This is a genomic window from Nocardia sp. NPDC004573, assembly GCF_053602135.1.
Window position 1 is genome coordinate 212,721 of the sequence record NZ_JBSGDA010000008.1, and the last position, 23,540, is coordinate 236,260.

At 67.8% G+C, this 23,540-nt stretch carries 25 protein-coding genes and 1 tRNA gene; 11 read left to right on the top strand and 15 right to left on the bottom strand.

Annotated elements, in window-relative coordinates; all coding sequences use genetic code 11:
* Window positions 1–77: 77 nt before the first annotated feature.
* The 5 genes from ACWEKR_RS15790 to aceE all read right to left on the bottom strand — a co-directional run bounded on the left by ACWEKR_RS15790 (window position 78) and on the right by aceE (window position 7,066).
* Entirely contained in the window at window positions 78–1,328 is a 1,251-nt protein-coding gene (locus ACWEKR_RS15790; protein ID WP_195090148.1) for a KasA/KasB family beta-ketoacyl-ACP synthase, read from the bottom strand.
* Between the two features lie 10 nt (window positions 1,329–1,338).
* Window positions 1,339–1,641 (bottom strand): meromycolate extension acyl carrier protein AcpM, encoded by a 303-nt coding sequence (acpM, locus tag ACWEKR_RS15795; RefSeq protein WP_039796877.1) that lies wholly within the window; start codon window positions 1,639–1,641, stop codon window positions 1,339–1,341.
* Between the two features lie 120 nt (window positions 1,642–1,761).
* A complete protein-coding gene (locus tag ACWEKR_RS15800) occupies window positions 1,762–2,676 on the bottom strand; it encodes an ACP S-malonyltransferase (protein WP_159840132.1) in 915 nt (304 codons plus the stop codon).
* 128 nt (window positions 2,677–2,804) lie between these two features.
* Entirely contained in the window at window positions 2,805–4,139 is a 1,335-nt protein-coding gene (locus ACWEKR_RS15805) for a PucR family transcriptional regulator (protein WP_236566717.1), read from the bottom strand.
* An 11-nt stretch (window positions 4,140–4,150) separates the two neighbouring features.
* Complete coding sequence (gene aceE, locus ACWEKR_RS15810) at window positions 4,151–7,066, bottom strand: pyruvate dehydrogenase (acetyl-transferring), homodimeric type (protein ID WP_416382607.1); 2,916 nt, start codon at window positions 7,064–7,066, stop codon at window positions 4,151–4,153.
* A 212-nt stretch (window positions 7,067–7,278) separates the two neighbouring features.
* Between aceE and ACWEKR_RS15815 the strand changes: the two genes are divergently transcribed.
* From ACWEKR_RS15815 to ACWEKR_RS15830, 4 genes are all read left to right on the top strand, one after another.
* Entirely contained in the window at window positions 7,279–7,836 is a 558-nt protein-coding gene (locus ACWEKR_RS15815) for a hypothetical protein (RefSeq protein ID WP_452355057.1), read from the top strand.
* Window positions 7,837–7,962: 126 nt separating this feature from the next.
* Complete coding sequence (locus tag ACWEKR_RS15820; RefSeq protein WP_452355138.1) at window positions 7,963–8,385, top strand: DUF3052 domain-containing protein; 423 nt, start codon at window positions 7,963–7,965, stop codon at window positions 8,383–8,385.
* Between the two features lie 77 nt (window positions 8,386–8,462).
* Complete coding sequence (locus ACWEKR_RS15825; protein ID WP_067800944.1) at window positions 8,463–8,927, top strand: peroxiredoxin; 465 nt, start codon at window positions 8,463–8,465, stop codon at window positions 8,925–8,927.
* A gap of 17 nt (window positions 8,928–8,944) precedes the next feature.
* A tRNA-Val gene (locus ACWEKR_RS15830) sits at window positions 8,945–9,016 on the top strand.
* A gap of 106 nt (window positions 9,017–9,122) precedes the next feature.
* On the opposite strand, the gene ACWEKR_RS15835 is transcribed toward ACWEKR_RS15830, so the two are convergent.
* Window positions 9,123–9,944: a CPBP family intramembrane glutamic endopeptidase gene (locus tag ACWEKR_RS15835; RefSeq protein WP_452355058.1), complete on the bottom strand. Its 822-nt coding sequence runs from the start codon at window positions 9,942–9,944 to the stop codon at window positions 9,123–9,125.
* 268 nt (window positions 9,945–10,212) lie between these two features.
* Here ACWEKR_RS15835 and ACWEKR_RS15840 point away from each other — a divergent pair, with 268 nt between their 5' ends.
* The 3 genes from ACWEKR_RS15840 to ACWEKR_RS15850 are packed head-to-tail and all read left to right on the top strand — an operon-like array spanning window position 10,213 to window position 12,011.
* A complete protein-coding gene (locus ACWEKR_RS15840; RefSeq protein ID WP_452355059.1) occupies window positions 10,213–10,644 on the top strand; it encodes a DUF4440 domain-containing protein in 432 nt (143 codons plus the stop codon).
* A gap of 31 nt (window positions 10,645–10,675) precedes the next feature.
* The gene (locus tag ACWEKR_RS15845; protein ID WP_452355060.1) at window positions 10,676–11,251 is read left to right on the top strand and encodes a GNAT family N-acetyltransferase; all 576 of its coding nucleotides are present in this window, start codon (window positions 10,676–10,678) and stop codon (window positions 11,249–11,251) included.
* Window positions 11,252–11,288: 37 nt separating this feature from the next.
* A complete protein-coding gene (locus ACWEKR_RS15850) occupies window positions 11,289–12,011 on the top strand; it encodes a hypothetical protein (protein WP_452355061.1) in 723 nt (240 codons plus the stop codon).
* A 71-nt stretch (window positions 12,012–12,082) separates the two neighbouring features.
* Here the strand turns inward: ACWEKR_RS15850 and ACWEKR_RS15855 are convergent, their stop codons facing one another.
* Both ACWEKR_RS15855 and ACWEKR_RS15860 read right to left on the bottom strand, forming a co-directional pair.
* Complete coding sequence (locus ACWEKR_RS15855) at window positions 12,083–12,901, bottom strand: class I SAM-dependent methyltransferase (protein ID WP_452355062.1); 819 nt, start codon at window positions 12,899–12,901, stop codon at window positions 12,083–12,085.
* 264 nt (window positions 12,902–13,165) lie between these two features.
* Entirely contained in the window at window positions 13,166–13,924 is a 759-nt protein-coding gene (locus ACWEKR_RS15860; protein ID WP_452355063.1) for a TetR/AcrR family transcriptional regulator, read from the bottom strand.
* Window positions 13,925–14,103: 179 nt separating this feature from the next.
* Here ACWEKR_RS15860 and ACWEKR_RS15865 point away from each other — a divergent pair, with 179 nt between their 5' ends.
* Window positions 14,104–15,207 (top strand): FAD-dependent monooxygenase, encoded by a 1,104-nt coding sequence (locus tag ACWEKR_RS15865; protein ID WP_452355064.1) that lies wholly within the window; start codon window positions 14,104–14,106, stop codon window positions 15,205–15,207.
* 188 nt (window positions 15,208–15,395) lie between these two features.
* Complete coding sequence (locus ACWEKR_RS15870; RefSeq protein WP_452355065.1) at window positions 15,396–16,238, top strand: methyltransferase domain-containing protein; 843 nt, start codon at window positions 15,396–15,398, stop codon at window positions 16,236–16,238.
* 10 nt (window positions 16,239–16,248) lie between these two features.
* Here the strand turns inward: ACWEKR_RS15870 and ACWEKR_RS15875 are convergent, their stop codons facing one another.
* The 6 genes from ACWEKR_RS15875 to ACWEKR_RS15900 all read right to left on the bottom strand — a co-directional run bounded on the left by ACWEKR_RS15875 (window position 16,249) and on the right by ACWEKR_RS15900 (window position 20,721).
* Window positions 16,249–16,584, bottom strand: a complete 336-nt coding sequence (locus ACWEKR_RS15875; protein WP_452355066.1) for a hypothetical protein — start codon at window positions 16,582–16,584, stop codon at window positions 16,249–16,251.
* Window positions 16,581–16,958, bottom strand: a complete 378-nt coding sequence (locus tag ACWEKR_RS15880) for a hypothetical protein (RefSeq protein WP_452355067.1) — start codon at window positions 16,956–16,958, stop codon at window positions 16,581–16,583. The genes ACWEKR_RS15875 and ACWEKR_RS15880 overlap by 4 nt, the downstream gene beginning before the upstream one ends.
* Window positions 16,959–17,083: 125 nt before the next feature.
* Window positions 17,084–18,259, bottom strand: a complete 1,176-nt coding sequence (locus ACWEKR_RS15885; protein WP_452355068.1) for a helix-turn-helix domain-containing protein — start codon at window positions 18,257–18,259, stop codon at window positions 17,084–17,086.
* Between the two features lie 71 nt (window positions 18,260–18,330).
* The gene (locus tag ACWEKR_RS15890) at window positions 18,331–18,564 is read right to left on the bottom strand and encodes a hypothetical protein (RefSeq protein WP_452355069.1); all 234 of its coding nucleotides are present in this window, start codon (window positions 18,562–18,564) and stop codon (window positions 18,331–18,333) included.
* A 694-nt stretch (window positions 18,565–19,258) separates the two neighbouring features.
* Entirely contained in the window at window positions 19,259–19,792 is a 534-nt protein-coding gene (locus ACWEKR_RS15895; RefSeq protein WP_039796858.1) for a DUF3145 domain-containing protein, read from the bottom strand.
* Window positions 19,793–19,887: 95 nt separating this feature from the next.
* The gene (locus ACWEKR_RS15900; protein WP_452355070.1) at window positions 19,888–20,721 is read right to left on the bottom strand and encodes a serine hydrolase domain-containing protein; all 834 of its coding nucleotides are present in this window, start codon (window positions 20,719–20,721) and stop codon (window positions 19,888–19,890) included.
* A 42-nt stretch (window positions 20,722–20,763) separates the two neighbouring features.
* On the opposite strand from ACWEKR_RS15900, the gene ACWEKR_RS15905 reads away from it, so the two are divergent.
* On the top strand, window positions 20,764–21,957 hold the full coding sequence (locus tag ACWEKR_RS15905) for a serine hydrolase domain-containing protein (protein ID WP_452355071.1): 1,194 nt from the start codon (window positions 20,764–20,766) through the stop codon (window positions 21,955–21,957).
* 96 nt (window positions 21,958–22,053) lie between these two features.
* Window positions 22,054–22,401 (top strand): iron chaperone, encoded by a 348-nt coding sequence (locus tag ACWEKR_RS15910; RefSeq protein WP_452355072.1) that lies wholly within the window; start codon window positions 22,054–22,056, stop codon window positions 22,399–22,401.
* A gap of 6 nt (window positions 22,402–22,407) precedes the next feature.
* Here ACWEKR_RS15910 and ACWEKR_RS15915 read toward each other — a convergent pair whose 3' ends face one another.
* On the bottom strand, window positions 22,408–23,538 hold the full coding sequence (locus ACWEKR_RS15915; protein ID WP_452355073.1) for an NDMA-dependent alcohol dehydrogenase: 1,131 nt from the start codon (window positions 23,536–23,538) through the stop codon (window positions 22,408–22,410).
* Window positions 23,539–23,540: the final 2 nt, after the last annotated feature.

The following is a 23,540-nucleotide window of genomic DNA, read 5'->3' on the forward strand; positions in this document are numbered from 1 at the left end:
GTATGTCGAAACACGGCGGGGCCGAGCCACTACAGATGGCCGGCCCCGCCGGGATCGTTGTGCAGTCGATCGCGCGGCTACGCCCGACCGAAGGCGAGCGCCACGTTGTGCCCACCGAATCCGAAGGAGTTGTTGATCGCGTACTCGATCTCCTGGCGGCGGGCTTCGCCCTTCACCACGTCGAGGTCGATCTCCGGGTCCTGGTTCTCCAGGTTCAGCGTCGGCGGCACGATGCCGTCACGGATGCTGAGCACGGTCAGCACGGACTCCAGGGCGCCGACGGCGCCGATCGAGTGGCCGAGTGCCGACTTGGGCGCGTACACCGAGGCGTGGGTGCCCACGGCTTTGTTGATCGCGTTCGCCTCGGCGGTGTCGCCGATCGGCGTCGCGGTCGCGTGCGCGTTGATGTGCGTGATGTCCTTCTTGGTCAGGCCCGCGGACTGCATCGCCCTGGTCATCGCCCGCGCCGCGCCGTCACCCGTGGGATCGGGGGCGACGAGGTGGAAGCCGTCGGAGGTGATGCCGGCGCCGAGCAGGCGCGCGTGGATGGTCGCGCCACGAGCCTTCGCGTGCTCCTCGGTCTCGATGACCATCAGAGCGCCCGCCTCGCCGAAGACGAAGCCGTCGCGATCGGAGTCGAAGGGACGCGACGCGCCCTTCGGATCGTCGTTGCGAGTGCTCATGGCGCGCATCATGGTGAACGCCGCGATCGGCACCGCGTCGATGAAGCCTTCGACGCCACCGGTGACGACGATGTCGGCGTCACCCATGACGATCATGCGCCAGGCATTGGCGATGGCCTCGGAGCCGGACGAGCACGCCGAGACCGGAGTGACCACTCCTGCCCTGGCCTTCAGTTCGAGGCCGACAACGGCCGACGGGCCGTTCGGCATGACCATCTGCACAGCCAACGGCGAAATCTTGCGATAGCCGCCGTTCTTCAGCTTGTCCACCGAATCGATGAGGGCGTCGCCGCCGCCCAATCCGGTGCCGATGGCCACACCCAGCCGCTCCGGGTCGACTTCCGGGCTGCCCGCGTTCCGCCAGACCTCGCGACCGAGCACGGTCGCGAGCTGCTCGACGTAGGCCATGCGCCTGCATTCGACACGAGACAGCAGGGTGTCGGGCCGGACCTTCAGGTGACCGCCGATGCGGACCGGAAGGTCGTATTCCTCGACGAAGGAATCCTCGAGAACGTCGATGCCGCTCTCGCCGTTGAGGAGTCCCTTCCACGTCGCATCGACGTCACCCGCGATCGACGTGGTCGCCGCAAGGCTGGTTACGACGACGTTGGGGAAGTTCCCGTTCAAGGTGGAAGGAGTGGTCACAGTTTCGGCCCTACTCGGCGTTGTCGAACTTGGCCTTGAGCTCGGCCGCCGCCTCAGCGTTCTCGGCTTCGAGCTTCTGGATGTAGTTGACGGCGTCGCCGACCGTCTTCAGGCTGGCCAGATCCTCGTCGGGGATCTTGACGCCGTACTTGTCCTCGGTCTGAACCGCGATCTCGACCATGGACAGCGAGTCGATGTCCAGGTCATCGACGAAGGACTTCTCGATCGTCACCTCGGAGGGCTCGATGCCGGTCACCTCTTCGATGATCTTGCCGAGTTCCTCGACGATTTGTTCCTGGGTCAGAGCGGCCACTTCGTGGCTCCCTTCTTGATACTTTGTAGGGCTCTACTGGTTTTTTTCGGATCGAGCGCGGTAATAGTTACCGCCTCTCGGTCACGACCTCGCATCCGAATGCATGGTCGCGGAGGAAAGCTAGCCGGATACGGTCAGCTCAGCCAACGCGGGGAGGTCTTGCGGGGTCTTCAGGGCCAGCGTGGGCGTGCCCTTCAACTCCCGCTTGGCGATGCCGACGAGGGTGCCCGCCGGCGGCAGTTCCGCCACTGCCGAGACGCCGGCTTGCCGGACGGTCTCGGTGCACAGGTCCCAGCGCACGGGCCGGGTGACCTGCGCGGCGAGCTTATCGATCGCGTCCTGTCCGGACGCGACCGGCTTGCCGTCGAAATTCGAGAGCAAGGTCCTGGTCGGCTCGTTCGGCGTGATCTTCGTTATGGCTTCGGTCACAGCATCCTGCGCCGGGGCCATGAACGCCGTGTGGAAGGCGCCCGCGACGGGCAGCGCCCGAACCCTGGCCTTCTCCGGGGGGTTCGCGGCGAGCTCGGCGAGAGCGTCCAACCGACCCGCGGCCACGATCTGGCCCACCGCATTGCGGTTGGCCGGCACGAGGTCGAGCTCGGTGAGCCGTTCGAGCACGGCAGCCTCGTCGCCGCCGAGCACCGCGGACATTCCGGTCGGCTCCAGTGCACACGCCTTGGCCATCTCCGCTCCGCGGATGGCGGCCAGCCGGACCGCGTCGTCGGCGGAGATGACTCCGGCGACCGCGGCGGCGGCGAGTTCACCGACCGAGTGCCCGGCCACGATGGTAGCGGCGGGAAGCTCGTCGGGCGAGATCTCCGCGAACGCGAGCAGCGCCGCGGCGACCACCAAGGGCTGGGTGACAGCGGTGTCGGTGATCTCCTCGGCCGTCGCGGTGGTGCCGAGACGGACCAGGTCCAGGCCGGAAGCCTTGGACCACAGCGTCAGGCGCTCGTTCGCGCCGGGAAGGTCGAGCCAAGGCGCGAGCATGCCGGGTGTCTGAGAGCCCTGTCCAGGGGCGAACAACGCGATCACGCCTCTAAGAAAACACTGTGAGGCGGGCCGCACGAGATGTCGACGTGAATGAAGCTTCGGAAGCGCTTTTGTGGGGGTTCCACAAAAGACCACGTGGGCTGTCCGAATCGACCGATTCCACGAATGCGTTACAGGCCCTCGGTGCCGAAGGCCACCGAAGTGACCTCTGGGGCGGAAGTTGACGATTCGTTACGGGTTCGTGTCAAACGACCCACTGTGGCGGCGATCCGGAGCACGTACGCGTCGCGCGGATTCATCGGATCCCGGCCGGTGATCTCGGCGATTCGCTTGAGCCGATACCGAACCGTATTTGGATGGACGTACAGCTGACGCGCACACGTCTCGACCGCACCGCCGCAATCCAGGTAGGCATCGAGCGTGTCCGCCAGCGACGACCCCGCTGCGGCCAACGGTAGGACAAGGTACTCGTTCAGCGCGTCGATCGCAGCTCGATCGCCCAACAATGCGCGTTCCGGGAGCAATTCCGCCGCGTGCACCGGTCTCGGCGCCCCGCGCCAGCCCACCACGGCTTCCATTCCGGCCAGCGCCTCCACCGCACTCGCGTGGGCCGCGCCCAGCGTGCGGGTGGTCGGCCCGATCACCACCGGTCCGTCGGAGAACACCTCGGCGAGCAGGTCGGCCAGGAACGGGGAGATCTGAGCGGTCTCCCCCAGATGCCCCGAGACCACCATCACCAGCCTGGTGCCCTGGACGACCGCGAGAGCGGCCCGCCCGTGCCGCGCCGCGATGGAATGCACCGCGCCCACCGACGACACGCCCTGCTCGCCGGGCGGGGTGCCCACCAGCACCGTCGCCGGCGCGGTGGCGTCCCAGTTCAGCGTCGCGGCCCGGGAGAGCATGTCCGGCCCGGTGTCGCCGCGCACCACGGCGTCGACGACGAGCGCTTCCAGCCGAGTGTCCCAGGCGCCACGCGACTCGGCGGCGCTGGCGTACACCGAGGCGGCGGCGAATCCGAGCTCGCGCCCGTATCGCAACACCGCCTCGGTCAGAGCTACCAGCTGCCGGTCGTTGCGCGCGAGCGCGGGCAGCCACTGCTCGAAGAACTCCATGGCCACCCGGACCATGTCCACGGTCTGGCGCAGCGTCAACCGCCGCGCGAGATCCTGCGGGATCACCTGGAAGGCGTCCAGGCTGAACCGGATGTCGCTGTCCGGGTCCTGCAGCCATTCCAGGAAGTTCACCACCGCGGTCTGCACCAGCATCTGCACGCCGGCCCGCTGCGCGGCGTCCAGATCGGCGAAGAACGGCAACCGATCCTGCATCGACCCCACCGCCTCGGTGGAGAGGCGGCCGGAGAACTGCTTCACGCGTTTGAGCAGCGTGTCCGGGAGGGGGTCGCGAGTCTGCCGGTTCGGGGAGAGCGCGCCCGTCGGCAGATACACCTCGTGCTCGGAAGAGCCCTCGGAGATCCGTCGCGGCCGCGGCGGTTTACGGTCCACCATCCAATATTCCGCTATGCGAGGTCTTCGTCCGAACTCACCGCTGCCTTCGGCGCGGCGTCCACGTCGGCGATCCGGTACTTCGCCGCCGCTTCCACGGCCTTCGCGGGGTCGAGCTTGCCCGTCCGGCCGAGACCGGCCAGCGCGGCGACCACGATGGACTGCGCGTCGACGTTGAATACCCGTCGCGCGGCCGGGCGGGTATCGGAGAAGCCGAAACCGTCCGTGCCGAGCGTGGTGAAATCGCCGGGTACCCACTTGCGCACCTGATCCGGTACCGCGCGCATCCAGTCGGTCGCGGCCACGTACGGACCCTCGGCCCGCGACAGCGCCTCGGTGACGTACGGAAGGCCCGGATCGGCGCCCGGATCGCGCAGGGCGGCGATCTCCTTGTCCAGCGCCTCCTTGCGGAGCTCACCCCACGAGGTCACCGACCACACGTCCGCCTGCACGCCCCACTCCTGCGCCAGCAGCGCCTGCGCGCGCAAGCCGTCCGGCACGGTGACGCCGGAGACCAGGATCTGGGCGCGCACCGCGCCCTCGCCCCCGCGCTTGTACAGGTAGATGCCCTTGAGCAGACCGGCGACGTCGAGGTCCTCCGGCTCGGCCGGCTGCGGGTACGGCTCGTTGTAGAGGGTGATGTAGTAGAAGACGTCTTCGCCGCCGAACTCGCCCGCGCTGCCGTGCGGATGGGTGCCGGGCAGCGGCGCGAAGCCCCGCGGCGCGGACCCGCCGCCGTACATCCGCCGCAAGCCGTCGCGCACGATGTGGGCGATCTCGAAAGCGAATGCCGGGTCGTAGGTCACCACGGCCGGGTTGGTCGAGGCGAGCACCAGTGAATGCCCGTCGTTGTGCTGGAGACCCTCACCGGTCAGCGTGGTGCGGCCTGCGGTCGCCCCGAGCACGAAGCCGCGGGCCAGCTGGTCGGCGGCCGCCCACAATCCGTCGCCGGTGCGCTGGAAGCCGAACATCGAGTAGAAGATGTACAGCGGGATCATCGGCTCGCCGTGCGTGGCGTAGGAGGTGCCCGCCGCGGTGAACGAGGCCGTCGACCCCGCCTCGTTGATGCCCTCGTGCAGGATCTGCCCGACCGCGCTCTCTTTGTAGGCAAGCATCAATTCCGCGTCGACGGATGTGTACAACTGTCCATTGCGGTTGTAGATCTTCAACGAAGGGAACCACGAGTCCATACCGAAGGTCCTGGCCTCGTCGGGGATGATCGGGACGATCCGCTTGCCGATCTCCTTGTCCCGCAGCAGCTCCTTCATCAGCCGCACCAGGGCCATCGTGGTGGCGACGTTCTGCTTGCCCGATCCCTTGCGCACCGAGCGGTAGGCCTCGTCGCCGGGCAGCTTCAACGGCTTGGCCGCGGCGCGCCGCTCGGGCAGGAACCCGCCGAGCGCCTTGCGCCGGTCGAGCATGTACTGGACCTCGCGAGCCTCCATGCCGGGGTGGTAGTACGGCGGCAGGTACGGATCCTTCTCCAGCTCGGCGTCGCTGATCGGGATGCGCTGCAGGTCGCGGAAGTCCTTGAGGTCCTGCAGGGTCAGCTTCTTCATCTGATGCGTCGCGTTGCGGCCCTCGAAGTGCTTGCCGAGGGTGTAGCCCTTGATGGTCTTGGCCAGGATCACCGTGGGCTGGCCCTTGTGCGCCATCGCGGCCGCGTAGGCGGCGTACACCTTGCGGTAGTCGTGACCACCGCGCTTGAGGTTCCAGATCTCCTGATCGGACAGATCCTGCACCAGCGCTTTGGTCCGCGGATCGCGGCCGAAGAAGTGGTCGCGGACGTACGCGCCGTCGTTGGCCTTGTAGGTCTGGTAGTCACCGTCGGGGGTGCTGTTCATCAGGTTCACCAGCGCGCCGTCGCGGTCGGCGCCCAGCAGCGCGTCCCACTCCCGGCCCCAGATCACCTTGATGACGTTCCAGCCCGCGCCGCGGAAGAACGACTCCAGTTCCTGGATGATCTTGCCGTTGCCGCGCACCGGACCGTCCAGGCGCTGCAGGTTGCAGTTGACGACGAAGGTCAGGTTGTCCAGGCCCTCCATCGCCGCGACGTGCGCGAGACCGCGCGACTCCGGTTCGTCCATCTCGCCGTCGCCGAGGAACGCCCACACGTGCTGGTCGGAGGTGTCCTTGATGCCCCGGTCGTGCAGGTAGTGATTGAACCGCGCCTGGTAGATGGCGTTCATCGGGCCCAGGCCCATGGACACCGTGGGGAACTCCCAGAAGTTGTTCAGCAGCCGCGGATGCGGGTAGGAGGGCAGCCCGTGGCCGGGGCCGCCGTTGCTGTACTCCTGGCGGAAGCCGTCGAGCTGATCGGTCGACAGCCTGCCTTCCAGGAACGCGCGGGCGTAGATGCCCGGCGAGGCGTGGCCCTGGATGAAGATCGAGTCGCCGCCGCCCGGGTGGTCCTTGCCGCGGAAGAAGTGGTTGAAGCCGACCTCGTAGAGCGCCGCCGAGGACGCGTAGGTCGAGATGTGGCCGCCGACGCCGATGCCGGGGCGCTGGGCGCGATGCACCATGATCGCGGCGTTCCAGCGGATCCAGGCGCGGAAGCGCCGCTCCACCTCCTCGTCGCCGGGGAACCACGGCTCGTTCTCGGTGGGGATGGTGTTGACGTAGTCGGTGGAGGTCAAAGACGGGATGGCGACCCGACGTTCACCGGCCCGCTCCAGCAGACGGAGCATGAGGTAACGCGCACGGCCGGGACCCTCCCGGTCGAGCATCTCATCGAATGACTCGAGCCATTCGCTGGTTTCCTCCGGGTCGATGTCCGGTAGGTAGGACGCCACCCCTTCGCGGATCACCCGCACCCGTCCGGCCGGCTGCGGCGCCTGCGACCCGTTCGGGTCGCGGCTCGCGGCGGGCGCGGGAGCGGAGCTGGTACCGGCGGATTTCGCCGGTGCGGAAGAGTGGATCAGGTCGGTCAAATCTGCTCCTCGTACAGGGGTGGACATGCTGATGGCGTCGGTATCCCCGGGCGGGTTCGCTGGTTGGCGGACCGCCCGTTTACGAAAGGTTCGGGCGCACCATCCATCCTTGCCGATGGCGCGTCCCAAATCATCATGTCAGCCGGAAATCCAGTACCGTTCGACAGGCAAGGTGAGCATTGAGCGTGGCAGCCCTGAGGAGCGGGAGGACGATGAAGCTGCTGAACCCACGCGGGTTCGGAATGGTGTGCGCCACCGGCGCCGTCGCTGTCGGACTGGTCGTCGCGGGGTGCGCCAACCGGGTGGACGGCGTGGCGGGTCCGAACGCGAGCGATCTGGCGGCGTACAAGACCGAGGCGGCGTCCTCGTCGGCGGCCGCGACCTCTTCCCGGCGTGCCGCGGCCCAGACCAAGGCGATCTCCGACAATTGCGGTCAGTTCCCCACCATCACCGGAGCGGGCGTAAGCAAGTACAACGAATTCGTCGACGCGCACGACTCGAACGCCCCGGACTACGTCGCCAAGCGCGACTCGGCGGCGCAGACCCTCGATGACGCCGCGAACAAGGTGGAGAGCGGCGTGAGCTCCGCCAAGGAGGCGCTCCCCGGCGACCTGGCGGGCTTGTTCACCGAATACGTGAACGCCGCCCGCGCGCTGGCCGCCGAGACGCGCAAGATGACCTACACCGCCCCGGTCGCGACGCTCAACGATGCCAGCAAGCGGGTAAACGACGCGCGCAACGCCGTGCGCGACTCGTGTCCGAAACGCTGAGAAAGCCCTTGACACACCATCGCAACGCGACATTCGGCAGCTATTTCGCCGGATCGGCTTGCGCTGAAGCCCATAACCATGTTCGCTTGCAACTACCTACTGTCGGGAGTTGAGGAGGACGCCACCGTGGTCGCCGCGGCGGACGCGCAGAACTACGCTCAGAAGCTTGGCATCTCACACGGCTTGGTTGTCCAGGAATTGGGCTGGGACGAGGACGTCGACGACGACCTGAGGGCCGATGTCGAGGAAGCGATCGGCGGTGAACTCGTCGACGAGGACTCCGACGAAGTGATCGACGTCGTGCTGCTGTGGTGGCGAGACGGGGACGGTGATCTGGTCGACGCCCTGATGGACGCCATCGGCCCGCTCGCCGACGACGGTTTCGTCTGGGTACTCACCCCCAAGACCGGACAACCCGGCCACGTCGAGCCGAGCGAGATCGCCGAGTCGGCGCCGACCGCAGGTCTGACCCAGACCTCGGCGATCAGCCTCGGTTCGTGGGCCGGTAGCAGGCTCGTGCAGCCCAAGGCGCCCTCGAAGCAGCGCTGAGCCACCGCGCTATGGTTTCCACCAGGGCGGTGCCGCACGCCCGCCCGGTGGAGACCCGACACGATGGAGGATTCGCTATGCCGCTAGAGGTTGGCACTGTCGCGCCGGATTTCACGTTGAAGGACCAGAACAACCAGGAAGTCTCGCTGTCGGACTACCGGGGGAAGAAGAACGTCCTGATCGTGTTCTACCCGCTCGCCTTCACCGGCATCTGCCAGGGCGAGCTGTGCAAGGTCCGCGACGAGCTGCCCAAGTTCCAGAACGACAACGCGGAGATCCTCGCGATCTCGGTCGGCCCGCCGCCCACGCACAAGATCTGGGCCGCCGAGCAGGGCTACACCTTCCCGCTGCTGTCGGACTTCTGGCCGCACGGCGCGGTGGCCCAGGCCTACGGCGTGTTCAACGAGAAGTCCGGCTACCCCAATCGCGGCACCTTCGTCGTCGACCGCGAGGGCTACATCCGCTTCGCCGAGATGAACGGCCCCGGAGAACCCCGTGACCAGGCGGCTTGGGAGAAAGCGCTCGCCGCGCTAGATTCATAAGCCGCCGGTAACGGCACGGGCGTATAGCTCAGCGGTAGAGCACTGGTTTTACACACCAGCGGTCGGGGGTTCGATCCCCTCTGCGCCCACCGAGAAGGTACGAGTCAGAGCAGCGAGCTTTGACACATTGGATGAACCGATGATTCCTCTCGGGTATCTCGAGCAGCTGTTCAGCGATTTCATCGGTGCTGACGGTCAGCCCGGCAGGGCCGCGGCGAACATCGTCAGCGGCGCGTTCATCAAGCCGTGCACGCCGATCACCAGCCACGGATTCCGGTGGCGCGACCACAGATAGCCCAGGAACAGCCCGGTCACACCCTGGTTGACGATCACCGAGGCGAGGTCGAGCGGCAGACCCAGGCCGCCCTGGATCGCGGTGTGCCAGCTCGCCCACAGCAGGGCGGCCAGGGCGATGGCGGGCCATCGTCCGTACCGGGATTCCAAGCGCGTCTGCAGCCAGAACCGGTAGAAGATCTCCTCGATCACAGCGTTCACCAAGAACACGACCACAAGCACGACCGGATCGGGCACCGGCCCGCCGGTCCAGGGCTGAAGCAAGGCCGTCACCACCAGGAAGGCGAACACCGCGGGCAGTGGGCGCAACCAGCGGCCGCGGGTGGGCACGCGCGCCCATTCGCGCACGGTCGCCCAGCGTGCGAGCAGCGGAAGCACCAGCAGCGTCAGCTTCCACAGCACGAACCAGCCCTCGCCCGGCGTCACATGCACGACGACGGCGAAAACGACAGCCAGGGCGGCCAGCAGCCAGGCCTGCCGGGTGACGCGCGCGGGCGGGCCCGCGGCGAACGGGTCTTCGGTCTCCGCAGGCGGCGGAATCGCCCGGGCGAGCAGCAGACCGGCGACCACGGGCAGCCAGACCGCCAACAGGGTGCGCGTGTCGTGATTGTCGGCGCTCGTGCGGACCGCGGTGTGCCCGGTGAGCAGCAGCGCGGTCACCGCGGCGACGTACACCGCGGCGCAGGCGGCGCCGATCACATGACTCCGAGAGGAAACCTTCACCGGCCCAACATAATCCGGACCGACGGCCGACCCCGAAGTAGGCGCCGCCGAACCACCGGTCGATCTCTGTCCACCTATCGCTGCGACAGATCAGCATCATCTACGCGCCGTCGCGATAGTTGTGACGAGCCAAGTCGGGGCCGTCTTCGGCTCCGACGGGTCTCGGCTGATCGCGAGCGACACCGCAATGCCCTGCGCCCGACGCAGGGAGAGGGTCGCATGGCGGTCAGTCCGCGCACTCGGGCATCGATCCGGTGGGGAGGTGGCCTTGCCTCGACCGATAGTGGGCGACTCCGATCGCGCGGCCGGAGCCCGCCGGGTGGCGACCGAATTCGCCGCGGGGTTAGAGCGAGCCGGCGCCGCGGGCGACGCCGACGGATACGACTCCGCCTTCGCGGCCGATGTACTGTGGGGCAGCCCGTTCGGGGCCGGCGTGGCCGGTTGGGCCGAGCTGAACGCGCTGCATCACCGCCTGATGGCGGCCGAGGTGGCCCCGCCGTCACGATTAGAGGTGGTCGCCGCCCTGGCGCCCACGCCCGATGTGGTGGTGACCCAGATTCGCAGGCAGGCGACCGATCCCGACGGGTTCTCCGAGATGGCGATGTACGTGCTGGTCGAACGTGATGGCCGGCGACCACTCGCGACAGGCGTGCCGGGGGCGGCGTTTCCAGCGGCTCGTTCGGCGCATCTGAGGCCGTGATCAGGAGCAGCCGGCTCGGTATCGTCGCGATATGCCCGCGTTGATCGCGCCGACGACACGTCTGCATACGGCCTGGCTCGAGGCACACGACGAGTGGGGTCCCGGCCCGCACGAGGACGGCTTCGGACTGCGGCCGTACGACGAAGTACGTTCGCCGACCGGTTTCGCGGCCTGGGTGGCCCGGCTGGCCGGCGAATCGAGTCAGGCGTGGGCCGAGACCGGCCGGGCGCGGTGCACCTACCGATGGATCGTGGAGGACGACCGGGTGCTGGGCGGGATCGCTCTGCGGCACGGGTTCGACGACTTCGTGCGGTGGGCCGGTCACATCGGCTACGGCATCCGACCGTCCGCGCGCCGACGCGGACTGGCCACCTGGGCCCTGAGCCGGATGCTCGGCGAAGCGGAGAAGCTGGGCATGGACCGGGTGCTGATCGTCTGCGCGGCCGACAACGTCGCCTCCGCGAAAACCATCGAGCGCCACGGCGGCGTCCTCGAGCGCATCGTGGACACCCCGCTCGGTCCGGCACGACGGTACTGGGTTCCCACCGGCGACCACGACCAGCGGCCCGGCCGCTGTGGCAGACACGAGACTCTCCGGCGGACGTAAGATAATCGGCACGAGCCCACTCCTCGAGGAGGCTGCGATGACCGACAGCCCGCGCTCGATCGCCGCAATAGACAAAGCTCTCCCCCCGGGTACGGACGAGGAACGATTTTCCGGCTACGGGGTGATGGGGTTGCCCTTCGCCAGCGGCCACTACCTGACGCTGCGGCATTTTCCTGCCAGCTCGGTCGGTGCCGGGTACGACGCAGTGTGGCATCGCGACCCCGACGGCAAATGGGTGATCTACAGCAGTGTCTCCCCGGCGACCAGCTGTGCCCGCTATTTCGGATCAGCACTCGAAGACGCACGGGTCGAGGACATTTCGGTCGACTGGACGGGACCGTCCACATTCACGGTGCGGGTCGGCGACAAGATCGTGTGGGATCTGCAACTGGGCCGATCGGCGGCGACGAAGGCGATGACGAGTATGGGCCGGATGATGCCTGCCGCTTTGTGGCGACGTCCTGCCGTTTTGTCGCTCATGTCGCGGGTGGCGGGTCCGGCGCTCGGGGTCGGGCGGGTCCAGCTCAGCGGTACTACCCCGAACGGTCAATGGTTCTTGGCCCATCCCCGGATGCTGTGGACTGTCGAGAACAGCACTGCCCGGATCGACGGAATCGATATCGGCCCTCCGGGACCACTCGCCGAACAAGCCACATTGAGTGAGTTCTGGCTCCCGCAACGTGGAATGTTCGCCGTGGGCGAGTCCTACTTCGAACAGTTCGATCCGACGCGCCATCGTCCGGCCCGCCCCGGCGTCTGAATGGCGGGGCAGGTTTCCGAGCTTCTGCGTGCCGAAGCGAACGGCGCACGAATAGCTCCGGGTCCGACCGATCAGCCCGACCGGCGTGCGGTAGCCAGCAGGTACTCCCACTCCATCCGCCCGTTACCGCGGTCGTACCGGGCGGCGAGTTCGGCGAGTGCCTCGTCCAATTGCGCGATCCGGTCGGGTTCCTCCGCATTGGCCTTGTACACCGCGACCGTCGGTCCGTAGTAGGACTTGAAGAAGTCACGGAACTCGGCGCCGTCGGCGAAACGGTCGATGACCGCGTTCTCGCGGCGTAATTCCAGATCGGCGACGCGATCGCCCAACAGCGACCGCACGTGCGCCTCGTCGCCCCACAGTGGGGGTGGCTGCGCGCCGGGCGGAGGCGGCGGAGCGAACGGTTTCATCGTGGCGAACATCTGTCCGATGAAGCCGGTGGGCGTCCAGTTGATCAGCCCGATCGTGCCGCCCGGTTTGGTTACACGCACCAGTTCGTCCGCGGCCGCTTGGTGGAAGGGTGCGAACATGACGCCGACGCAGGAGATCACAGCGTCGAATTCGGCGTCGGCGTAGGGCAACGCCTCGGCGTCGGCTTCCTGCCACTGCACCTCGACGCCCCGCGCGGCGGCGATTCGCTTGCCTGCTTCGAACAACTCCGGCGTGAGATCGCTCGCCACGACCTCCGCACCGGCCTCCGCGGCCGGGATGGCGGCGTTGCCGGATCCGGCCGCGACATCCAGCACCCGCTGACCAGGGCCGATGCGGGCGGCCTCGACCAGGCGCAGGCCCAGTTCCGGGATGACTTCGGTGGCGATGGACGAGTAGTCGCCCAGTGCCCACATCGCGCGGTGCCGCCGCTTGAGCTCCGCGGAGCCGGAATCGGTCATCTGGACGCTCCCTCTGCAGTCGGGCCGATCGACGCAGCCGAGCGGAAACTCTTCCACGCCGAAACCATCATCGAAACCGCGAGCCGAACAGGTTTTACCCGGCGAGATCCGGGGCAAACGGTTCACTTCGCCGACGGCAGGGCGGCACGCGCAGCTACCGACAATGCGTCCGCCCGACCGGGCCGCGCTGCCGCGATCCCGGCGGACAAGCCGCCGCCGTGAGTCGGCCCACGCCGTCTGTCCGAGTGTCCCCGTCCGGGGCGGTCATGTGGATGGCCGGTCCGGGGCCAGACCGAGGATGCCGGTCAGATCACGGAGACACTCCTCGTAGACGGGTTCGAAATCGGTGAACGCGAAATCCAGTTGGTGCAGGACTTCCATGCAGAGCAGTCCGTACAGCCGGATCCAGCAGGACAGGAAGACATGCGCAGCCTCGGGGGGCAGCTGCTCGTCGATAGCCGCCGAGTAGGCGGTCAGTTGCTCGCGCAACGACGGGGGCAGACCGGCCAGGTCCGGAACCGCGAATGGGCGCGTTCGCCACAATTCGATCGTCAGATCCAGCAACACCCGCTCGAACCGCTGACCGGCTCGATGGCGTTCGGATTCCGGCTGCCGGTTGAGCGGACTGATCGGAGCGGCGAAGATCCAGCCGAACTCGGCCGGGTGGGTGATCGCCCACCTGCGCATAGCCCGGCAGACCGCCAGGATGCGCTCGCCGACCGGCTCGTCGGCGTGCGCGTCTCGGACGTGCTCCATCGCGGCGGCCAGCTCGTCGAAGAAGTCCGCCGTCACCGCTCCGACCAGCGCGTCGTGACCAGGGTAGTAGTGATAGAGAGATGGCCCGCTCATGCCGACCCGCCGGGCGACCGCGTTGATGGTCACCGCGGCCGACCCCTGCTCGACCAGTAGATCGCGCGCCGCCTCGTGAATTTCTCCCAAGGTGGCCTTCCGCTGCCGCTCGCGTCTGCCACTGGTTCGTGTCACATCCGCACCCTTCTGCTGATCCAGCACAGCCGTTGACATCTTAGAGACTCTTTGTTCTCCTAGAGGCTCTAGAATTTCTAGACTCTCTAGGAGATGTCGTGGCACGTTGGTGGATTGTCCTGGTCGCCGTGCTGGTCATAACGGCGGTCTGGTGGCGGATCGAGGTCCGCGCACACGCGCGATGGCGTCGGACCGGTCCGTGTTCGGAAGGAGCGGTAATGAGAGCGCTGGTCGTGGGCGGCGGCATCGGTGGACTGGCCGCGGCCGTGGCGTTGCATCGGCGCGGCTGGCAGGTCGAAGTACTCGAGCGCGCGCGGGAATTCACCGAAATCGGAGCGGGACTGTCGATCCAGCCCAACGGAGTGCGTGCTCTCGACCTGCTCGGCTTCGGCGCTGCCGTGCGCACCGGCCGTCAGGCCGGCCCACCGCTGGGTGTGCGCAGCGCGGACGGAACTTGGCTGATCCGCAACGACAGCGATGACCTCGAACAACGCTTCGGCCCGTGGGCGATCCTGCACCGGGCCGCGCCGGTGGACATCCTGCGCGCGGCGGTGCCTGCGCACGTGCTACGCCCGGGAACGACCGTGCGGCAGGTCCTGCCCGACGGCACGGTCCACCATGATCACGGCACCGACACCGCGGATCTCGTGATCGGCGCCGATGGCGTGCACAGTGTGACCCGACGGTCGGTCTGGCCGCACGCACCCGGTCCGCGCTATGTCGGCTACACGACCTGGCGCCTGCTCACCACCCCGCACCCGGTCGAGGGAAGCGTCGAAGTATGGGGCCGCGGTGAGCGTTTCGGGTATGTGCCGATGCCGGACGGTCGCGTCTACTGCTACGTGATGGCCAATGCCCCGGCCGGATCCAGGATGGGCCTGGATCAGCTTCGCGAACGGTTCACGGGTTGGCAGGATCCGATTCCGGCGCTGCTCGATGCCGCGCCCCCGGATGCCGTCTCGCAGCACGACACGCACGAGTTGCCGAAGCTGGGCACCTATGTCCGCGGGCGGGTCGCGCTGCTCGGCGACGCCGCGCACGCCATGGCCCCCAACCTCGGGCAAGGCGCTTGCCAGGCACTCGAGGACGCGGTCACGCTGGCCATGACCGTGGACACCCTCGGAGTGGACGCGGGACTGGCGGAATACAACCGCCTCCGCAAGCCGCGCACCCAGACGATCGCCCAACTCTCCCGCCGGGTCGGCGCTCCGGCGCACTGGACGTCACCGGCGCTGACAACGCTGCGCGACACCGCGCTACCGCTCCTCCCCAGCGCGCTACTGGGCCGCTCGATCACCGACACCTACAGCTGGACGATCTGACGGCGACGCGCAGTGGTTGCGTCCCAGGTGACCGGTCCCCACCCAACACGTTCGGCTCGGTGGCGGCGGATGCTCGCCGCGCGCGGCGCGGCGCCTCGCCCCGGACGACGAGCACGCGCTCCGCCGCGTAACGAAAGTCGACCAGGGCCGGGGCGCTGTCGTCAGTGGTGCGGGCCTACTGTCGTGATATGCCGAGCGAGTCCACGCCGCCCATCCCGTCCTTCCACGAGAACGCGATCCCGGATGCGTCACGAGCCGGCGCCGACGACCCGATGGCCGCGCTGGTCGGCATTCTCGATCTTCAAGCAGCGCTGCCGGGGATTCGGCGGATGCGGGCGTGGGGCCATGAAGTTATGAACGTCCAGCCGGGCGAACGGGCACTGGATATCGGAGCCGGCACCGGTACCGAGGTGATCGAACTGGCCGGCCGGGTCGGCCCCGGCGGAGAGGCGGTCGGGGTCGACCCGAACCCCGCGATGCTCGCCATCGCCCGTGGGCGCGCCGAGACCGCGGACTGCCGGGCCCGCTTCGTCGAAGGCACCGTCTATCACCTGCCGTTCCCGGACGGTTACTTCGACGCGGTGCGTTGTGAACGGGTCTACCAGCACCTCGACGACCCGGCGGCAGCCACCGCCGAGATCACCAGAGTCCTGCGGCCGGGCGGTCGCGTCCTGCTCATCGACAGCGACTGGCACACCGTGATCACCCATCCCGGTGACCCGGAGGTGGTCGCCCGCTTGACGAAGGCGATGCTGGCGACCACCCCCAACCCCGCATCGGGCCGCCTCCTGCGCGGCCTGCTCACCACGGCGGGCTTCACCATCGACGACATGGGATCGGAGGCGGTGATCTGGAACCCGGAAACCGCCCGTCCCCTGTTCATGCAGATGATCGCGTCCGCGAGCGCCGGTGGTGCGATCACCGAGGAGGAAGGGCGCGACCTCCTCGCCACCATGGAGGCAGGCATCGCGAAAGGCGACTATCACCTCTCGGTGACGATGTTCGCGGTGCTCGGCCACCTAAGTGGGTGAACCCCGGCTCTCACCGTTGCCGCCCGCCATCCGGCTTGATCCGCCCGGCCTCCACCAGCACCCGCCACGCCGCCGTCTTACGCGGACATTCCCCCACCCGACAAGCACGATGCCGCTGCATGGTCAGCTGCGCCTCACCCACACCCATCGCGTAGTCGGGCGGGTCATGCGGAAAACCCAACGGCCACAACGCTGTATCCATGTCGCCGCGCTCCTGCTCCACTCGCCGGGTGATCTCGTCCACGCTGCGCCCCTCCGGCAGGCGCACCGGCCGCGACACGACGCCGATCAGCGATCCGAGCACGACCGCGCCGACCGCGACCACCAGCCACTGCCACCCGGTCACGGCAACCTCCGGTACGGGTGGTCCATGGGCAACAGCGACGGCCACCGGTACCCACGCGGATACGTCTGCTCCGGAGTGATCAGGTCGCATAGTTCGGTGACCGCGCGGACGAACGGCTCGACATGCATCAGCCCCGGAACGATCACCGCGGCCGCATCCACCACCCGGATATGCTCGACCGCCAGTAGTGCCGCAGTCCGGGCCGCCGTGTCGCACACGACGACCTCCGCTACGAAATAACCTCGCGTTTCCGCGATTTGGTGAATCAGGCACTTGTTCCGTGCCTCCGATTCGCGAGAGACCTCGCGCCGAATGAATCCCAACGCGTTCGGCCCCACCGATGTGGCGCTTGTGCAGCCGCCGTCACCGTCCATTTCCTGCGCTCCCCTGCTCGATGTGTTGGTGAGCACCCGCCGCCGAGGAGTGGACACGGCATCGACTCGGCGGCGAGGCTGGGCACCAGCGTGCCCGCCGAACGGGGAGCGGCTATTACAGAGCGCTATACCGCATGTGGATCGATACCGAGGCTGTTCGCCAACGTCCTCAGTCGGCTGTCGATCGCCTCGCGTCGCGCCCGGCGAGCGAGCGCCGCCACCGAATCGAGGACCATGGGATCCATTCGAGTACGTTGTGGGTCAACCATCTCGGCCTCCGAAAAGGCCCGCACCGCCTCCGCGTCGTTACCTGCGGCGGTGAGAGCGTGGCCGTAGTCGGTCCAGAAGTAGACGATTCGGTTCGGCGCACGAACCGGACGTGGATCGACGGTACGAGCCACCTCGATGGCCGTGTCGCTGTCCCCCAACTCGCTCGCAACCGACACATGCCAGATCGCCGCGCTGGTCGGGCCGAACCACAGGAGACCGAACCCTCCGTCCTCGGTCTCACCGAGCGAGCGTGCTTCTGCGTACGCCTCATCGAGCAGACCAGAGGCGGCACTGGACTGCCCTGCAACAGCATTAGCTATAGCACCCCGGCACAGGAGGTTCCCGTACGCCTGGCGAACCGGGATCGCGCCGAGGTAAGGCTGCATCTCTGCCGCAGTGCGCGACGCCAATCGACCAGCCAATGCCGCGTTCTCCGGCGGCATAGCGTTCAGTCTGGAAATCTCCGCGAAGCCGATCCATTCGGGCTGTTCCAGATTCCGAGCACACCGAAGCCCGGCATCCGCTATCCCTGACGCAAGGTCAGGGAATCCCACACCCTTTACGAGAAACCTGGCATTGAAGGTCAACTCGACGAACTCCGGCCCGCCGAAATAGAAGGCATCCCGCAACAGATCGGCCATGCCCGGCGCGAGTGCGGCGTAGTCGGCGTTATTGCGCAAGATCGTCGATCGGGTAACAGCTTCACGCACGGCATCCCGAGGCCGTTCCGGCTTCCGACGTTCACCGGCGGAGATCTCGAGATAAGCCGACCTGATCTCCGGGATGGCGGCCATGGCCACAGCCTTGGCCGGATCGGTCGGGTCGCCCGGCTGCCCCAGCAGTTGCGCGACGGTGACGTTCAGCGCACCAGCTATGGCGACTTGGGTGGCACGCCGGTCCAACGCACGCTGCCCACTCTCGATCTGCGAGATGTAGCCCTGCGTCAACCCGGCCCGATCCGCAAGCACCTTTTGGCTGATTCCACCCCGCCGCCTGCGCCAGTACCGGATGCGCTGTCCGGTGTGCTCCATACCCCGAGATTAGGTCGTCACGGGGACCGGTACCAGCCCGATCATCGGGCGACCCGCGCCGCCTTCTCCTCTCAGAAGAAATGGCACTGGTCGGGCGGGAGGACACGCACTATGCACAGGCCGACGATGCCGAAGAACAGGACGCTCGCGATGGCCCCTCGGACCGCGTCGACGATGCCCGGCGGCACGTCGACCACCGCGACCGGTTCGGCGGTGATCTCGGCGGCTGCCGCTGCGGGGACGGCTGTCGCGGCCGTCAGGGCAATCGTCGCGGCGGCGATGACGCGCATACCGGCATGCTTCATGGTCGACTCCTCGCTCTCGGCCCCGACCGTCTGACGAGCCTACGTCGGTCGGCGGATCCCGGGCAGCCACCAATTCCGGTGGCTATCGGAGCGCGGCGCCTACCCCACGCCGTTGTCGCTCGTGGAACCGTGCCACAGAGGGCATGCTGGCACACCATGAAGCGGACGACGGTGAAACTGCCGGACGACTTGGACAGCCGAGTCCGGCACGAAGCGGCCCGGCGGCAGATGACCGTTTCCGATTGGACCCGGGAAGCGATCACAGCGCATCTGCCAGGTTCGGGCGAACCCCGCAGCTTCGGGGCCGCCGGAGCGGGACACAGTGGGCGCTCGGACATTTCGGAGCGAGTCGAGGAAATTCCGCGCGGGGAGTGGGACCGATAACCCGGCTACTCGTCGACGCAGGCCCGCTCTATACCTACGTCGATGCCGACGACGCACACCACACTCGCTGCCTGGACTTACTCCAACACCACCGAGGTCCCTGGTGGTTGCGACCCTGGTCATAACGGACGCGGCATATCTGATTGCGACCCGGCTGGGGACGGACGCAGAAGTCCGGTTCCTCGGAGACTTCGCCGAGAAACTGTTCGAGGTCGAGCCGGTGCACCCGAGCGATTGGCTGCGCATTGCGCAATCGACCTCGAAATATCGCAATCTGCCATCGCTGGGGTCTTCCAGCGACCCCGAGCCCCTACCCCACGTCCCGGCGCAGCCAGGTGACCTCGGCTCCGGATTCCGTTCCGTAGCGGTAGATCTCGAGGTCCTCGTCCCACGCCGTGCCCAAGGCGCGGTCGATTTCGGCGGCCAGGTCGTAGGCGGAGTACTTGCCGAGTTCGCGGGTCGCTTGCAGCATGGCGCGCAGGCGCATCTCGCCGATCATGACGTCACCGTTGGCGCTCGTGGAGCCGTGCCACAGACCGAGGCCGGGGACGAAACTGTAGCGCTCGCCGTCCACGCCGTCGCTGGGATCCTCGGTCACCTCGAAGCGCAGAACCGGCCAGGAGCGCAACGATTGAGCGATCTTCGAGGCGGTGCCGACCGGACCGATCCACTCACTGGTGGCGCGCAGTTGACCGTCGGCCGGTTGGGCGGTCCAGCGCAGTTTCGCCGGGGCGCCAAGGGCCGAGGTGAGTGCCCACTCGACATGCGGGCACAGCGCGGCAGGCGACGAGTGGATGTAGACCACACCCGCCGTCGCGTCCGCGAACTGACTCGATGCGCGCACCACCAACACCTCCAGCTTCGACGAGGACCGTCTTCCCCAACGATTCGTCGAACTGGCGTTGCCTGAGTGTACTGGAGTGCCCGAAGTTACACGTGTTACTTCACGACCGTGTTGCGCGCGGCTGTCGCCTCCGCGATCACGGCGTCGCTCAGCGGTGGCCAGGCCGCCCGCGCCCAGTCGCCGAAATTCTCGTCGCTCAAGGCGAGACACGCCAACCCCGTTCTCGGGTCAACCCATAAAAATGTCCCGGATTGGCCGAAATGTCCATAGGTTTGTGGCGAATTCGTGCCACCGGTCCAGTGCGGTGACTTGCCGTCGCGGATCTCGAAGCCCAGTCCCCAGTCGTTGGGACGCTGGGAACCGAAGCCGGGCAGCACGCCGTTCAGGCCCGGGAACTGCACGGAGGTGGCCTCGGCATGCGTCTGCGCCGAGATCAACTCGGGGTTCAGCAATTCGGCGGCGAAGCGGGCCAGATCCGCCGCGGTGGACCGCGCCGCGTGCCCCGCCGGACCGGCCAGCACCGAAGCGGTCATGCCCAGCGGCTCGAACACCGCGTCGCGCAGGTACTCGTCGAATGCGATCCCGGTCTGCGCGGTGAGGAATTCGGCGAGCACTTCGAAACCCGCGCTGGAGTAGATCCGCCGAGCCCCGGGTGAAGCCTGGACGTCGGTGGTGTCGAACGCGAGCCCGGACGCGTGCGCCAGCAGATGCCGCACCGTGGCGCCGGGCGGGCCCGCGGGCTGATCGAGTTCGACCGCGCCCTCCTCCACGGCGACGAGCACGGCGTACGCGACGAGAGGCTTGGTCACCGACGCGAGCGGGAACACCCGCTCGGCATCACCTTCGCTCGCGACATCGCCGTCGGCGGTGACCACCGCGGCCGCCGCGTGCCGGACCGGCCATTCCCGAATCTGCTCGAGTGAACGCACCCCTCGAGCCTACGAGAACCTGGTCGCTACGATCGACTCGCCATGAGTGAAAAGCCCACTGTTCACGGCGACGTAGCACCCGGTTTCGAACCGGTCGCCGACGCCTTTCGCCGCAACTTCGAGCACCACGGCGAGATCGGCGCCGCCGTCGCGGTCTACGCCGGTGACCGCCCCGTGGTGGATCTGTGGGCCGGCTTCCGCGATCGCAGGCGCACGCTGCCGTGGGAGCGGGACACGATCGTGCCGGTGTTCTCCTCGACCAAAGGCATGGCGGCGTTCACCGTGGCCACGGCGGTAGCCAAGGGTCTGCTCGAGTACGAGCAGCCGGTGGCGAAGTACTGGCCGGAATTCGCCGCCCACGGCAAGGACGCGATCACCGTGCGCCAGCTGATCGACCACCAGGCCGGGCTGTCCGGCCTCGGCGAGATCGTCCGCCTGTCCCAGATCGCCGACCTGGACGGCCTCGCATCCATTCTCGCCGCGCAGAAACCGGCCTGGCGGCACGGGACCAGGCACGGCTATCACGCGATCACCCTCGGTCTGTATCAGGGCGAGCTGCTGCGCCGCGTCGATCCGGACCGCCGCACGCTCGGCCGGATCTTCGCCGAGGACATCGCCGCTCCGCTCGGCGTGGACTTCTTCATCGGCCTGCCCGCCGAGCAGAGCATGGACCGCATCGCCGCGATGTCGGCCACCCGCGGTCTGGACGTCGTGCGCTACGAGCGCGATCTGCCGCTGCGGATCGGTGCGGAGATCTACGCCAAACGCGGGTTGTCCTACGCCGCGCTGACCAACCCGCGCTGCGGGGCTCCGGCACGGGCGACTCGGCGCGAGTTCCTCGAGGTGGAGCTGCCGGGGTCCAACGGAGTGGGCAACGCTCGCGCGCTGGCGAAGGTCTACGGCGCGGCCGCCGGTCGCACCGGCGCGCTCCCGATCGACGACGCACTGCTCGACCGGCTCGCCGCGGCCGAGACCGCCGACGACGTCCCCCCCGAAGACCTGGTGCTGCACACCAAGAGCCGCTATCACCTCGGCTTCCGCAAATCGCGCGGAACCTTCCGCTTCGGCTCCGACCAGCGCGCCTACGGCACCACGGGACTCGGCGGCTCGTTCGGATTCGCCGATCCGGCAACGGGTCTCGGCTTCGGTTACACGATGAACCGGCTGGGCCTGGCGGTCCTCGACGACGTCCGCAGCCGGAACCTGCGTTCAGCCCTGCGTCGCTGCCGGATCTGAGCCCCGGCGGCGCGCCGGACTTCGCACGATTCCCCCTCCTGCCTACACTGGCGAAGCCCGGGCCGACAGTCACCGACCGTGGAATCGAGGGACCTCGTGGCAGACCGACCGGCCACCGTCGATGCCTACCTCGCCGCGTTCCCCGCGGACGTGCGGGAGATCCTGGACGCGATCCGGCGTGCGATCCAGACCGCCCTGCCGGATGCCACCGAGGCGATCAGCTACGACATCCCCACCTTCCGCCTGCACGGCCGCAACGTCGTGCACTTCGCGGGCTGGAAGCAGCACGTCAGCCTCTACCCGATCCCGGACGGCGATCCCGCGCTGGAACGCGAGCTCGAGCCGTACCGGGCGGGCAAGGGAACGCTGCGTTTCCGGCTCGGCGAACCGGTGCCGTACGAGCTGATCGCACGGATCGCCACCGCGCTCGCCGAGCGGCGGTGAGGCGCTCTACCAGTCGGCTTCGGTGTACTTGATGATCCCGCGAATGTTCTTGCCGTCCAGCATGTCCTGGTAACCCTGGTTGATCTCCTCGAGGGAATAGCTGCGGGTGACCATGTCGTCCAGGTTCAGCTGACCGGACTTGTACAGCGACAACAGGCGCGGTGCGTCCTGACGGGCGTTGCCGCCGCCGAAGATGCAGCCCTTCACCGTCTTCTGCAGCATCGACAGCAGGAAGCTGTTCAGTTTGACGTCGTTCTCGTCCATCCGGCCCATCGAGGTGACCACCAGGGTGCCCGCCTTCGAGGTGAGGATCAGGCCCTCCTCGATGTACTCGCCGTGCATCTCGCCCATGGTCAGGATGACCTTCTCGGCCATCCGGCCCTCGGTGGCCTCCATCAGCGGCATGATCGCGGCGGCCATGCTCTCGTAGGTGTGCGTGGCGCCGAACTTCTGCGCCTGCTCGCGCTTCCACGGGTTCGGGTCGATCGCCACCACTTTCGAGGCGCCCGACAGCACCGCGCCCTGCAACGCGCTCATGCCGACGCCGCCGATGCCCGCGATCACCACGGTCTCGCCGGGGGCCACCTGGGCCACGTGGGTGGAGGAGCCGAAGCCGGTGGGTACGCCGCAGCCGACCAGGCAGGCGACCTCGAACGGGATGCTCGGATCGATCTTCACCACGGAGGCGTGGTGCACCGTCATGTACGGCGCGAAGGTGCCCAGCAGGCACATCGGGATGACGTTCTCGCCGCGCGCCTGGATGCGGTAGGTGCCGTCGCTGATCGCCTGGCCCATCAGCAGGCCCGCGCCCAGGTCGCACAGTGCCATGTGTCCTGCCACGCAGGCCGGACAGCGGCCGCAGGCGGGGATGAACGACAAGATCACGTGGTCGCCGACCTGCAGGTCGGCCGGGCAGTTCGGGCCGAGCTCGGTGATGACGCCCGCGCCCTCGTGCCCACCCATGACGGGGAAGGACGGCATCGGGGTCGCGCCGGTCACGATGTGGTGATCGGAGTGGCACATGCCGGCGGTCTCCATCCGGATCTGCACCTCGCCCGCGACCGGGTCACCGACCTCGATCTCCTCCACCGACCACGGCTGGTCGATCCCCCACAGGATCGCGCCCTTCGTCTTCATTC

Excerpts from the sequence above, each read along its gene's own strand:
- ACWEKR_RS15880 (WP_452355067.1), bottom strand. The coding sequence starts at position 16,958 with ATGGACGGTGACGGCGGCTGCACAAGCGCCACATCGGTGGGGCCGAAC.
- ACWEKR_RS15855 (WP_452355062.1), bottom strand. The coding sequence starts at position 12,901 with ATGACCGATTCCGGCTCCGCGGAGCTCAAGCGGCGGCACCGCGCGATG.
- ACWEKR_RS15890 (WP_452355069.1), bottom strand. The coding sequence starts at position 18,564 with ATGAAGCATGCCGGTATGCGCGTCATCGCCGCCGCGACGATTGCCCTG.
- ACWEKR_RS15860 (WP_452355063.1), bottom strand. The coding sequence starts at position 13,924 with ATGTCAACGGCTGTGCTGGATCAGCAGAAGGGTGCGGATGTGACACGA.
- ACWEKR_RS15870 (WP_452355065.1), top strand. The coding sequence starts at position 15,396 with ATGCCGAGCGAGTCCACGCCGCCCATCCCGTCCTTCCACGAGAACGCG.
- ACWEKR_RS15805 (WP_236566717.1), bottom strand. The coding sequence starts at position 4,139 with ATGGTGGACCGTAAACCGCCGCGGCCGCGACGGATCTCCGAGGGCTCT.
- ACWEKR_RS15850 (WP_452355061.1), top strand. The coding sequence starts at position 11,289 with ATGACCGACAGCCCGCGCTCGATCGCCGCAATAGACAAAGCTCTCCCC.
- ACWEKR_RS15865 (WP_452355064.1), top strand. The coding sequence starts at position 14,104 with ATGAGAGCGCTGGTCGTGGGCGGCGGCATCGGTGGACTGGCCGCGGCC.
- ACWEKR_RS15825 (WP_067800944.1), top strand. The coding sequence starts at position 8,463 with ATGCCGCTAGAGGTTGGCACTGTCGCGCCGGATTTCACGTTGAAGGAC.
- ACWEKR_RS15905 (WP_452355071.1), top strand. The coding sequence starts at position 20,764 with ATGAGTGAAAAGCCCACTGTTCACGGCGACGTAGCACCCGGTTTCGAA.
- ACWEKR_RS15915 (WP_452355073.1), bottom strand. The coding sequence starts at position 23,538 with ATGAAGACGAAGGGCGCGATCCTGTGGGGGATCGACCAGCCGTGGTCG.
- ACWEKR_RS15885 (WP_452355068.1), bottom strand. The coding sequence starts at position 18,259 with ATGGAGCACACCGGACAGCGCATCCGGTACTGGCGCAGGCGGCGGGGT.
- ACWEKR_RS15815 (WP_452355057.1), top strand. The coding sequence starts at position 7,279 with ATGAAGCTGCTGAACCCACGCGGGTTCGGAATGGTGTGCGCCACCGGC.
- ACWEKR_RS15845 (WP_452355060.1), top strand. The coding sequence starts at position 10,676 with ATGCCCGCGTTGATCGCGCCGACGACACGTCTGCATACGGCCTGGCTC.